Raw genomic sequence first — 12,363 nt, 5'->3', positions numbered from 1 at the left:
GACGGGGGACGAAAGCGGTCAGATCGGACGAAAGACATCGTTTTTCTGAGATCGCTGGCAATCCCAGCTTGAGGGAGGACGACCAGATGATGTGGCGGATGATTTTGAACCGGCTGGGGATCGGCCTGGTAACGCTCTGGGTCGTTTCCGTTCTGATCTTTGTGGGGACAGAAATCCTGCCCGGTGATGTTGCGCAGGCCATGCTGGGCCAGGATGCGACGCCCGAAAAGGTCAAGGCCCTGCGCGAAATCATGGGTTTGGACAGGCCCGCGTATGTTCGCTACTTTGCCTGGCTTGGCGACATGCTGCGGTTCGATCTGGGGATGTCTCTGGCAAGCATGGGCGCAAGCGGCGGTGGTACAACGATCGAAGATCTGATCAGTGCACGACTGTCCAACACGCTTTTGTTGTCCGCGATCGTCGCCGTCATTTCAATACCGCTGTCGCTGCTGATGGGAATGCTCGCCGCGATGTTTCCAACGAGTCTTTTTGACCGGATCGTCACCTTTTTCACCCTTTGCCTCGTCGCGGTGCCCGAGTTTTTCGTGGCGACGCTGCTGGTCATGTTCTTTGCGGTCAAGCTGCAATGGTTCCCGGCAATTGCGCAAATGTCAGACTTCTCATCAATCGGGGATATGTTGCGCACACTGGCGCTCCCGATCATCACCCTATGCGCCCTGCTTTTCGCACAGATGGCCCGCATGACCCGCGCGGCATTGCTGAACGTGCTGGCATCGCCCTACATCGAAATGGCGATCCTGAAAGGCATATCGCGACGGCGGATCATTTTTCGCCATGCGCTGGTGAATGCGGTGGGGCCGATCATCAACATCGTCGCCCTGAACCTCGCCTATCTGGTGAGCGGCGTGGTGATCGTCGAAACCGTGTTCGCCTTCCCTGGCGTTGCCAAGCTGATGGTTGATGGCGTGCAGGTTCGGGACATGCCTTTGGTGCAGGCCTGCGGAATGCTGTTTTGTCTGGTCTACATCGTGCTGATCCTGATTTCCGATATTTCTTCAATCCTCACAAATCCGCGCTTGCGGTTCCCGAAATAGGAGCAGTTCCATGACTGATGTTGATGAGAAACTGCCGGTAGATTTTGACGAATTGCCGGACGCCCCGCCGAAGAAGCGGATCCAATTCTCGCTGACCGGAAAGGTCGCAATCGTGATTGTGGGGTTCTGGGTGTTGATGGCGTTTATCGGCCCGTTCGTCGCGCCCTATGACGAAGCCGCATTCCTGTCCGACAGCGGCTATGCGCCAATCGGGAAAGCCTGTTCGAAATGGGAAGATGACCTCTGCTTTACCAATGTTCTGGGCACTGACTATTTGGGCCGTGACACGTTTTCCCGGATCATCTGGGGGGCAAGGACAACCATTGGCATTTCTTTCGTTGCGACCATGCTGGCTTATCTCATCGGGGTAACGCTCGGCATCTTTGCGGCGATTGGCAGCAGCCGGGTGGATATGGTTCTGAGCCGGACCAATGATGCGCTGATTTCCATACCCAGCATAATGCTGGGGCTGGTCGTTGTGGCCGCCATCGGCAGCTCCATCCCTGTCCTGATCATCTCGGCCGGTGTTATTTTTTCCACCGTTGTGTTCCGCATTTCGCGGGCGCTTGCGATGGAAATCAAGGTGACCGATTTTGTCGAAGCGGCGCGCGCGCGCGGTGAGGGGCTGGGCTGGATCACCCGCCGCGAAATTCTGCCGAACATCATCATGCCACTGGCCACGGATTTTGGCATTCGGCTTGTCTACATCATCCTGTTCATCTCGGGGCTCAGCTTTCTGGGCCTCGGCGTGCAGCCTCCGATGGCCGACTGGGGCAGCATGGTCCGGGAAAACCTTCAGGGCATTGGCTATGGGTCCATCGCGCCAATCGCGCCGTCGATTGCCATCGCGTCGCTGACAATTTCGCTCAATCTCATAGTCGATGACATTTCCGCACATGCCGGCGGCAAACTTTCGGGAAGGATGATCTAATGACGAACTTGCTGGAAGTCGACAATCTGCAAATCGGGGCCAAGGCGGATGACGGCTCGGACATTCCGATTGTCAAAGGTGTGAGCTTTGAGATCAAGCGCGGAGAGGTCGTCGCGCTGATCGGAGAATCCGGGTCGGGCAAGACGACAATCGCGATGTCTTCGCTGGGCTACACCCGCCCGGGGCTCGAATTCACCGGCGGTCAAGTCCGGCTGGACGACACCGATCTGCTGACCATTGACAATCAGGCCCTGCGTCAGTTGCGCGGCGAGCGCGTGGCCTATCTGGCACAAAGCGCAGCCGCCAGCTTCAACCCGGGGCTGACCATTGGTGAACAGGTCACCGAAACGGCTGTCCTGCACGGCATTCTGCCTCAGGAAGAGGCCGATGCTCGGGCGGCGAGGCTCTACAAGGCGCTTGATTTGCCGGACCCGGAACGCCTTGGCAAACGGTACCCGCATCAGGTTTCAGGCGGCCAGCTACAACGGCTGATGGCCGCGATGGCGCTGTGCGGAAAACCCGATTTGCTGGTTCTGGACGAACCGACAACAGCGCTGGATGTGACCACCCAGATCGAAGTATTGAAGGCAGTCAAGAAAGTGATCCGCGAGGAAGAGTCGGCGGCGATCTATGTGACCCATGATTTGTCCGTGGTGGCCCAGATCGCGGACCGGGTCGTGGTGCTTTACAGCGGCGAAATTCAGGAACAGGGCACGACGGACGAGATCATCAATCATCCCAAACACGCCTATACCAAGCGGCTCATGGCCGCTGTGCGCCCGGCGCCGGCCTCGGGGCAGGGTGCTGAGACCAGCGAAGAACACATGCGCGCCAAACCGGTACTGGCGGCGCGGAACATCACGGCAGGCTATGGCAGCCTGAAGGTCATCAGCGATGTCAACATCGAGGTGGAATCAGGGCAGGCCGTCGGTGTGATCGGAGAATCCGGCTGTGGGAAATCCACGCTGGCCCGGGTGATCGCGGGTCTTACCCCAGCCATGAAAGGCGATGTTCTTCTGGATGACAAAGCTCTGCCTTATCAGGTTGAAAGCCGAAATAGGGAAGACATTCGAAGGGTGCAGTTCATTTTCCAGATGGCGGACACGGCGCTGAATCCCCGCCAGCGGATTGATGAAATCCTTTCCCGACCTGTGGAATTCTACATGGGGCTGAAGGGCAAAGCCGCCATGCAGCGGGTCTACGAACTGCTGAAACTGGTCGAGTTGCCTGTGGAATTTGCAAGCCGCTACCCCGGAGAACTCTCCGGCGGGCAAAAGCAACGGGTCAATCTGGCTCGCGGGCTTGCAGCCGACCCAGATGTGCTCTTGTGCGATGAGGTAACGTCAGCACTGGACAGTATCGTCGGGGCGAAGGTGATCGAGGTGTTGCAACATGTGAAGGAAAAGACAGGTGTTTCCTTCATGTTCATCAGCCACGATCTTTCGACGGTCGCATCCTTTGCGGACCATATCGTCGTGCTGTACGCCGGGCGCGTGGTTGAAAAAGGGCCGGTCGATCAGGTGCTGAGCCCGCCGTTTCATCCCTATACCCAATTGCTGATCTCATCCGTTCCTGAAATGCGGATTGGTTGGCTGGAGGAGGTGATTGAGTCCAAAGCCATCAAGGCTGGTGTGGACCGGGCGATTACCAGAACTGACAAAGGCTGCCCGTTTTATTTTCGGTGTCCGGTCTACATTAAAGGAAAATGCAATTCTCAAATCCCGCCTCTGCGCGAGGTGGGTGAAAACCACTTCATCGAGTGCCACCATGACGTCAACAAGCTGATGGCGGATCAAGTGGAGTGAACCTGCCTTATTCGTAGAAATTGCTCACATTTTTGGGCTATATGCGCAAAAATGGGAAAGCAGTTGCATAATTCGCAACGGTGATTACTAATGTTGCCAGAAACTGCAATGGAGTGGTTCGACCACCTGAAAGGAAAGCCAGTGGATACCCCCAAGAAAATCTCGCGAGAAGACCTGCCGCATACCAAGAATGCCGAGCCGACGCTCTATAAATACAGCAAGTTTGAGCATCGCCTGCATGAGCTGCCGCCCGGCAAATCCTACCTCCGGAATTGTGTCGGCAACCACAACAGCGAAACGATGCGCGGTGGCTGGAACTTCCTCAACAAGGTGACGATCCCGTGGAGCCTACCGATTGACGAGATGCTGTTCATTCTCGAAGGCACGCTGAAGATGACCGTGGGCGACAAGACATTTGTCTGCGAACAGGGCGATATTCTTTGGGTGCCAGGTGGTGACGATGTGATCTACGAGGCCGAGGAAAAAGTGTCGGTCTTCTACGTCACCTATCCGTTTGACTGGAAAGAACAGATCGGCATCACGTCTGTACCCGGAAAAGAAGCAGACGACGTCCCACCCTACTGAACTCTGCCACCACCACTGCAAGGACTACCAAGATGGGCACCGAGGCTTCAAACACCGGTTTTCGTTTCGTTCACACGATGTTGCGCGTCAAGGATATCGACGCCTCTGTCGATTTCTACACCAACATACTGGGCATGAAAGTGATCCGGCGCCGCGACGACGACATCGGGAAATACACCAATGTGTTTCTGGGCTACGGGCCGGAATCCGAAGTGGCCGCACTTGAGCTGACCTATAACTGGGGCCAGACCGAAGGCTATGACCACGGCACGGGCTTTGGCCACATCGCCTTGCAGGTGCCCGATGTTTATGAGGCGGCCAGGTCGCTTGAGGCGGCGGGTGCCGAGTTCACCCGCCCGGCCGGTCCGATCAAGAGCACAGGGCGGATCATTGCCTTCGTCAAGGACCCCGATGGCTACAAGATCGAACTTGTCGAACCACGAGACTGAGTGAGCACAACAGACGTTGTGGACATATTTGGGGCACGAACGAAATGACGAAGATCACTTACATTGAGCATAACGGGACCGAGCATGTGGTCGATGTGGCCAATGGCCTGACCGTGATGGAAGGCGCGCGCGACAACAACATTCCCGGCATCGAGGCCGATTGCGGCGGGGCCTGTGCCTGTTCGACCTGCCATGTCTATGTACATCCCGACTGGATTGAAAAGCTGCCCGCGAAGGATGACATGGAAGTAGACATGCTCGATTTCGCCTATGAGCCGGACGAGACCCGCTCGCGCCTGACCTGTCAGGTGAAGGTAACGGATGCGCTGGACGGGCTTATCGTGCAGATGCCGGAAAAGCAGATCTGACTGATTTTTCTCAGTGGTGCCGCCAGAGAGTGCGGCACCATTGAGAACCGCATCCTGTCAGGTTGCCTTGAAGGTATCTTTCATCTTCCTCAGGGCGGCAAAAACCTCGGCCACGGGGGTGCCGCCCGGCAATCCCGCACCGGCGGTAAGTTCGGCACTGTCCGCGCGCAGGAACGGGTTGTACCGTTTCTCAAACCCAATACTGGACGGCAGCGTGGGTTCTCCGGCGTCCCGCTTTGCCTGAATTTGCTCGGCAACGCGTCCAAGCTCCGTGTTGTTCGGTTCAACAGAGACGGCGAATTTTGCATTGTTGAGCGTGTATTCGTGACCGCAATAGAGCGCGGTCTCATCCGGCAAGGCGCGGATGCGCTGGATCGACGTCCAGAGGTCATCGACATTCCCGCCCCGGCTGACCTTGCCGCATCCAAGCGAGAAAATGAGATCGCCGGTGAAAACGATCTTTTCCTGCGGCATCCAATAGCTGATGTGGTCGTCGGTGTGGCCGGGCGTGTCGATGACCTCGATCTGTAGCCCGGCACAGTCAAAGCTGTCTCCGCCACTGACGGTCACATCGTACAACCCGGTATCGGCGGCGGACTTTTCCGGACCAGTCACCTGACAGCCATATTTTTCCTTCAGCCCGGCAATACCGTCAATGTGGTCCCAGTGATTATGCGTCACAAGGATATGGCTGAGTTGCCAGTTTTTGTTGGCAAGAGCGGCCTCGACCGCCTCTCGTTCCGGCGAGTCGATGGCAATGGTCTGACCGGTCTCGGGCACGTGGATCAAGACGCCAAAATTGTCCGATCGCGCGGAGAATTGGTAAACTTCTATCATCGCTTCATGTCCTTGTGATCCGGGGCTGAGTCTGGTCCGGAGTTATGCCGATTTCGAAATAAATTGGCAATGGATGTGGCAAACATAGTGCATCTCGCGCATTTTTGCGTATTCATTAATATCAGGCAGCGGCACTTTCGTTTTTGTCAAACAGCGGGAAGAGGACTCATGGCGGATATCCAGTGGAGCAACCTCAGATCTCCGGATCTCGCGCGTTTGGCGCAGCAGGACGCCATTGTCATCCTCCCCGTTGCCTCAACCGAACAGCACGGGCCCCATCTGCCGGTTCAGGTCGATGCGCTGCTGGTCAACGAGGTCGCCCTGCGCGCGGCCCGGATCGTGCAGGCCAGCACTCCGATTGTCGTTGCGCCAACTGTCTGGTTCGGGCTGGCCGAACATCACATGGCGTTTGGCGGCACGCTCAGCGTGGAGTTCGACACGTTTCGCGCGGTGATCAGAAACCTGGTGCACTCGATGCAGCGACACGGGTTTCGCCGGATTTTGCTGCTTAACGGTCATGGTGGCAACATGACTGCGCTGGATGTGATTGTCACCGAACTGGCACTTGACCGGGACCTGAAGATCGCGTCGGCAACCTATTTTGACCTGCCCGAGACGGTCGAGGCCAGCCGCGCGGTTCTGGAGGATCAGACCGGTCTCCTGCACGCGGGGGAGGCGGAAACGTCCATGGTGTTGGCATTGCGTCCTGAGCTGGTGGATGAGGAGGCAATGCGGTCGCTTGAGGGCAGCGTGACAAGCTGGCTTCAGACCAGCGGCATCTACCGCCCGGTGTCTTTCCGGGATCGGACAGAAACGGGTGTGAACGGGCACACCAGGAACGCAACGGCGGAAAAAGGCGAAAGACTGCTTGAGATCGCGGCAAACAGCCTGGCCAGGGCGCTGCTGGAGTCGGGGCTTTTTGCAGACTAACGTTCAAGCAGATCGACGAGGACCTGCGTGAATGCAGCCGTGCCCAGCGTGCCGCCAAGGTCGGTGGTGCGGGTTTCGGGGCAGGTAAGAGCGGTTTGAACGGCCGCGTCGATGGCCTGTGCCGCCTGCCTCAGGTCATCGCGCGCGTCGCGGTCTGCCAGCCAGTTCAGCATCATCGCGGCAGAGAGTATCAGTGACGCCGGGTTCGCGGCATCTTTCCCCGCAATGGACGGGGCCGAGCCGTGCTGGGCCTGTGCCACGCAGTGATCCGCCGATGCGTTGATCGACGCCCCAAGGCCAAGCCCACCGGCGATCTCGGCCGCGAGGTCGGACAGGATGTCGCCATACATGTTGGTTGTAACGATCACATCAAACTGGCCCGCATCACGGACCAGCAGTGCGGCGGCGGAATCCACCAGGTTTTCGGAATAGGGAATGTCCGGATACTGCGCCGCGACCTGCCGGGTGCAGTCCAGGAACAGACCGTCAGACACGCGAAGGACATTGGCCTTGTGCACCGCGGTCACGGTGCCGTTGCGCTGCCGGGCCTGTTCGAACGCGGCTTCGGCTATGCGAAGACTTGCCTTGCGGGTGACCTTTCGCACGGCCAGTGCCATATCCGGATCCGGCATGAATTCTCCGGGCCCCAGATGCATCGACCGGTCGGCATAAAACCCTTCGGTATTTTCGCGCACGATGACCAGGTCCGCCGGATGGCCGCATCGCGGCGGGACGCCGGGCAGTGTTCTTGCCGGGCGAATATTGGCGAAGAGATCAAGACGCTTGCGCAGCTCGCCCGAGGGGTTCAACCCACCGTCTTCGCGCGCAGGGTAGTCATTATGCGACACCGGACCCAGCACCACGGCATCCGCCGCGCGGGCCTCTTCGAACACGGGTTCGGGAAAGGTTGTGCCCTGTTGGTCCAGAGCTGCAAAACCGATCTGGGCCGTTGATCCGATCAGGTTCAGGTCAAACAGCTTTGCGCTTGCGTGCAGAATGGTGCTGCATGAGGCCGTGATCTCGGGCCCGATCCCGTCGCCGGGCAGAAACAGGATGTGAAGCGGCTCTGACATTCAGACACACATGACCCTAGTCCAGATGTTGAGCAAAGAATGTGACCGTCCGCTCCCGCGCCAGACGGGCCGCTTGCGCATCAAACGATCCGCGCTGGTCACAGTTGAAGCCGTGGTCGGCCTTGTAGAGGTGGAACGCCTGATCCGGATGGGCGGCCTGCAATTTCGCCACCCCGTCCAGCGGGATTTTCTGGTCCAGTTCGCCATAGTGGAAGAGAACCGGGCATTGCGGCTGTAGATCAGCCATCTCGGTGGTGCCGCCGCCATAGTAGGAGACGGCCGCCCCAAGCGCGGGGATATGGGCCGCACTCGCCCAAGCGATGGCGCCGCCCCAGCAATAGCCGACGATGCCCACCTTACCGGCCTTTTGACCTTCGCGCACGGCGGCGGCACAATCCAGCATGGCTTTTTCCAAATCCTGCTGATCTTTCAACTGAATACCCGTCTGAATGTCCTCTGGCGTATAGCCCATCTGAACATTCGGCCTAATCCGGTCAAACAGGGACGGGGCAATCGCAAAAAACCCGTCGGCTGCGAACCCATCGGCAACGCTACGAATATGACTGTTCACCCCAAAGATCTCCTGAACGACCACAATGGCACCACGCACAGGGCCATCGGGTTTCGCCATATAGGCGGCAAATTCATGCCCGTCGGAGGCCGTTAGCACCGTCGTGTCGTTGTCGATCATGTGATGTCTCCGCTCTTTGGGTTTTGGTCCTCACGTACTTATGATGGTCCAACCTTACGGTGCAACAAGCAAGAAAAATGTGTATTACGCAAATTTTCGACAGGTTAATCGAGAAACTTCTGCGGCAAATGCATTTTTATGGGATTTTTCGTGATAGTTATTGCGTTATTCGAAAATTGACGTAGCATCCTTGTGGAATTGAGCGACGCGACGAGTCGAGGTTGGCAATCAGGTGCGTCGACGAACACTGAAACGATACATGCAAAAAACTGTCCCGGCGAACAACTGAAGCAAGAAAGCCCAGCAACTGGAGAAATGGCGTGACCACTGAAGAAAAGCACCCCCGATTGGCACGATTAACCGAACCCTATAGCGGGTATTATGATTCCGCACCACACCGCCAGGACGGCGAATTGGCCAAGGTTGGGCCGGGAACAGCCGGAGGTGAATACCTCCGCAGGTACTGGCAACCTGTGTGTCTGACCCGTGATTTGGGCGATCTGCCCAAGCTTGTATGGATTTTGGGCGAAGAGTTGGTGCTGTTTCGTGACAAGCGCGGCGAATATGGCCTGGTTCACAAGCACTGTCCGCATCGGCTGGCTTCGCTGGAATACGGCATCATTCAGGAATGTGGTATTACCTGTCCCTATCATGGCTGGTCGTTTGACGTGGATGGCACGATCCTGAGCACGCCCGGCGAACCCCCCGAAAGCAAATTGAAAGAGCGGCTCGCGCACGGGGCCTATCCGGTGATCGAGTTCAACGGGATTATATTTGCCTATCTCGGGCCGCCCGAAGAAAAACCCGAATTCCCGTTCTATGATTCCTTCGAGCATGAAGATTGCGAGATGCATCCCTATATGGTGCCGATCGGCTGCAACTGGATGCAGGCATGGGACAATGTTGTCGACCAGATGCATGTTGTCTTCCTGCACAGCGGCATGGGAACAATTCAATTCAATGAAGCCTTCGCTCAGTTCCCTGTTCTGGAGTTCCATGAAATCGACAACGGGATCGTTGTCACCAATACCAAGCGGGTCGGTGACCGGATCTGGGTTCGGACCCACGATGTCGTCTTGCCCAATTTCAACCAGGCGGGTGCGATCACCACGATGGATGCCTCCGAAACCAAACTCTTCGGTCGCAACGCGCTCAGCCGTTGGGTCGTTGCTCTTGACGATAAAAGATCGGCTGTCTTCGGTTTTCGGCAATTCCACAAACGTGGGGATCCGCGCGAAACGGCGACGGACGAGCTGCGCCGCCCCGAGGTCATTCAGCGTTCGGAAGCGGGCGAGCCGCTAGACCGCCCCTATGAAGAGCAGCAGCGCAATCCGGGCGATTTCGAGATGTTCCCGTCTCAAGGCATCATTTCAGACCGCACGCGCGAGCATCTGGGCAACACGGATCGTGGGATCGCCAAATTGCGCAGCAGGCACCGCAGGGATGTGAAGGCGTTGGATGAAAAGGGCGTGCAACCCTATCATTCGCCCCCCGGTGTGATCAACACCTATGGCGGGGACACGGTACTGCACATTCCGATGACCGATGAGGCAACAGACCGTGAACTGATGGCCGACATCGCGCAAAAGGTGTTCGACATCTACCGTTCGGTCGATCATCTGCGCGGCGCCGAGCGATACGAGGCTGCTGAGGCGAAGCTTGCAGAGTTGGAAACTTCCTGACCAATCCGTGATCCGGCAGTAAAGGCTGTTGTCGGTTCACGACTGTAACCATTCGCCGAGCAATCGTGTAAAGAGACGTTGCCCGGCGCTTTACTAAGCCTGCCAACAGGCCATTACGCACAACTGAACCGGGCGGAGGATCACATGCCTGACATCAAGCCATTTTGGCCAAACTATATTGACGGTGAGTGGGTCGAAGGCGGCGAGGGCTGGCTGCCGGTTCTTGATCCTGCGACCGGTCAGGAGATTGCAAAGCAGGCTCTCGCGGATGCCGCCGACATTGATCGCGCTGTATCCGCGGCAAGGACGTGTTTCCAGACAGGTGTGCTCGCCGCGATGCGCCCCTGCGATCTGGGCCGCATGGTCCGTCGCATGGGGGATTACCTGCTTGATCACATCGAGGAGATCGCACCGATCCTCACGCTCGAATCAGGCAAATCGCTTTGGGAATCCCGCATCGAAATTCAGGGCGCGGCCCGGTTCTTTGAATATTACGGTGGGCAGGCTGAAACCATGGAAGGCGTATCCATTCCACTGGGTCAAAACTTTCTCGATTTTACCGTGAACGAGCCTTACGGCGTGACCGCCCATGTGATCCCCTGGAACTATCCGGTCGAGATGACCGCCCGCTCGCTGGCCCCTGCTTTGGCCACCGGCAATACCTGTGTAATCAAGACACCCGAGCTTGATCCGCTGACAAATGCCTATCTGGTTGAGGCCGCAGAAGCGGTGGGGTTCCCCAAAGGAGCGGTCAATATCCTGTGCGGACACGGCAAAACCGCAGGTGCGGCGCTTGTGTCTCACCCGGATGTCGATCAGATCGTCTTTACCGGTTCCGTTCAAACCGGACGCTCGATCGCCGTGGCGGCAGCTCACAACCTGGTGCCTTGTGTTCTGGAGCTGGGTGGAAAATCGGCCGCTATCGTTTATCCCGATGCTGATCTGGACCAGTTTATCGACTCGGTGCGCTGGGGAATTTACTTCAACGCAGGGCAGGTGTGTTCCGCGATGTCCCGGATCATTCTGCACGAAGACATCCATGATGATTTTGTGGAGCGTATCGTCGATCTTGCCAAAGGGCTGGATGTCGGGCCGGGTATCGGGTTCCCGGAATTTGGAATGAATATGGGCCCGATGATTTCAGAGCCGCAGCGGGATCGGGCCGAAGCCATCTGTCGTCAGGCTGAATCCGATGGGGCTGTTGCCGTCACCGGGGGCCGCAGGCTGAACCGCGACGGGTTCTTCCTGCAACCAACCGTGTTTACCAATGTCACCCCGGACATGAATGTGGCGCGGGACGAGATATTCGGGCCCGTGACATCTGTTCTCAAATTCCGCAGCGACAAGGACGCGATGGACATCGCGAACGGGACCGATTTCGGGCTTGTTGGCGGGGTTTTCACCGAAGACCTGGAACGCGCCATGGATGTCGCGCGAAAAATCCGGGGCGGGCAAGTCTTTGTGAACGAATGGTATGCTGGCGGCGTCGAAACGCCATTTGGCGGCACAGGTCAATCCGGCTATGGCCGTGAAAAGGGCCGTGAAGCTATGCGCAACTATGTGACAACCAAAAACATTGGTATCGCCACAAGGAAAGGCCGATAAGAACACAACCACCCCAAAATTAGGCTACTGTTTTTTCACGCTGGATACAGAGTCGAAAGAAGAAAAGACTTGTTACAGAGGAACAGCCAATGACCGTTCGAAGATCAGTTTACTCCAAAGAGCTTGAAGTTGTCTCTTCAGAAATTAACCTTGAACAAGAAGCTGCTCAACTTGAATCCGGGACCTTACCTTGTGATGATAGAAATTGCGAAGAGTGCAACCGTCATTACGTGTCCGTCGTCAGGGATTTTGGGACAGATGGCGGCCTGAGCTAAGAGAGGGTCTGGCGCATCTGGTTGTTGTGATTATGCGGCGGATTTGCGGTGGAGCAAGCGTCGCGTTTCGATGGTCT

The 12,363-nt window shown here is 57.2% G+C and carries 12 protein-coding genes; 9 read left to right on the top strand and 3 right to left on the bottom strand.

Translation table 11 applies throughout. The features are described from left to right. Positions 1–86 precede the first annotated feature (86 nt). From V6N02_RS21550 to V6N02_RS21525, 6 genes are all read left to right on the top strand, one after another. Positions 87–1,055: an ABC transporter permease gene (locus V6N02_RS21550; RefSeq protein ID WP_371229515.1), complete on the top strand. Its 969-nt coding sequence runs from the start codon at positions 87–89 to the stop codon at positions 1,053–1,055. Positions 1,056–1,065: 10 nt separating this feature from the next. Then, positions 1,066–1,986 carry an ABC transporter permease gene (locus V6N02_RS21545; RefSeq protein ID WP_371229512.1) on the top strand — a complete coding sequence of 307 codons (921 nt, stop codon included), beginning with the start codon at positions 1,066–1,068 and terminating at the stop codon, positions 1,984–1,986. Next, complete coding sequence (locus tag V6N02_RS21540; RefSeq protein ID WP_371229509.1) at positions 1,986–3,791, top strand: ABC transporter ATP-binding protein; 1,806 nt, start codon at positions 1,986–1,988, stop codon at positions 3,789–3,791. Before V6N02_RS21545 ends, V6N02_RS21540 begins: the two co-directional genes overlap by 1 nt. 108 nt (positions 3,792–3,899) lie before the next feature. Beyond that, positions 3,900–4,376, top strand: coding sequence for a cupin domain-containing protein (locus tag V6N02_RS21535; RefSeq protein WP_371229506.1), 477 nt, complete (start codon positions 3,900–3,902; stop codon positions 4,374–4,376). A gap of 32 nt (positions 4,377–4,408) precedes the next feature. Continuing rightward, positions 4,409–4,825 (top strand): lactoylglutathione lyase, encoded by a 417-nt coding sequence (gene gloA, locus V6N02_RS21530; protein WP_371229503.1) that lies wholly within the window; start codon positions 4,409–4,411, stop codon positions 4,823–4,825. 44 nt (positions 4,826–4,869) lie between these two features. Then, complete coding sequence (locus tag V6N02_RS21525; protein WP_371229500.1) at positions 4,870–5,193, top strand: 2Fe-2S iron-sulfur cluster-binding protein; 324 nt, start codon at positions 4,870–4,872, stop codon at positions 5,191–5,193. A 57-nt stretch (positions 5,194–5,250) separates the two neighbouring features. Here the strand turns inward: V6N02_RS21525 and gloB are convergent, their stop codons facing one another. Further along, positions 5,251–6,030 (bottom strand): hydroxyacylglutathione hydrolase, encoded by a 780-nt coding sequence (gene gloB / locus V6N02_RS21520; protein ID WP_371229497.1) that lies wholly within the window; start codon positions 6,028–6,030, stop codon positions 5,251–5,253. A gap of 168 nt (positions 6,031–6,198) precedes the next feature. On the opposite strand from gloB, the gene V6N02_RS21515 reads away from it, so the two are divergent. Next, complete coding sequence (locus V6N02_RS21515) at positions 6,199–6,960, top strand: creatininase family protein (protein ID WP_371229494.1); 762 nt, start codon at positions 6,199–6,201, stop codon at positions 6,958–6,960. Here the strand turns inward: V6N02_RS21515 and V6N02_RS21510 are convergent. Continuing rightward, entirely contained in the window at positions 6,957–8,033 is a 1,077-nt protein-coding gene (locus V6N02_RS21510; RefSeq protein ID WP_371229491.1) for an isocitrate/isopropylmalate dehydrogenase family protein, read from the bottom strand. The genes V6N02_RS21515 and V6N02_RS21510 overlap by 4 nt on opposite strands. Before the next feature lie 16 nt (positions 8,034–8,049). Further along, entirely contained in the window at positions 8,050–8,724 is a 675-nt protein-coding gene (locus V6N02_RS21505; protein WP_371229488.1) for a dienelactone hydrolase family protein, read from the bottom strand. 320 nt (positions 8,725–9,044) lie between these two features. Here V6N02_RS21505 and V6N02_RS21500 point away from each other — a divergent pair, with 320 nt between their 5' ends. Together V6N02_RS21500 and V6N02_RS21495 are read left to right on the top strand one after the other, a co-directional pair. After that, a complete protein-coding gene (locus V6N02_RS21500; RefSeq protein WP_371229485.1) occupies positions 9,045–10,406 on the top strand; it encodes a Rieske 2Fe-2S domain-containing protein in 1,362 nt (453 codons plus the stop codon). Positions 10,407–10,550: 144 nt separating this feature from the next. Continuing rightward, positions 10,551–12,011: an aldehyde dehydrogenase family protein gene (locus tag V6N02_RS21495; RefSeq protein WP_371229482.1), complete on the top strand. Its 1,461-nt coding sequence runs from the start codon at positions 10,551–10,553 to the stop codon at positions 12,009–12,011. Positions 12,012–12,363: the final 352 nt, after the last annotated feature.

This window comes from Roseovarius conchicola (genome assembly GCF_041403425.1).
In the GTDB taxonomy this organism is placed as follows: domain Bacteria; phylum Pseudomonadota; class Alphaproteobacteria; order Rhodobacterales; family Rhodobacteraceae; genus Roseovarius; species Roseovarius conchicola.
This window is presented reverse-complemented; position numbering and strand designations above follow the sequence as displayed.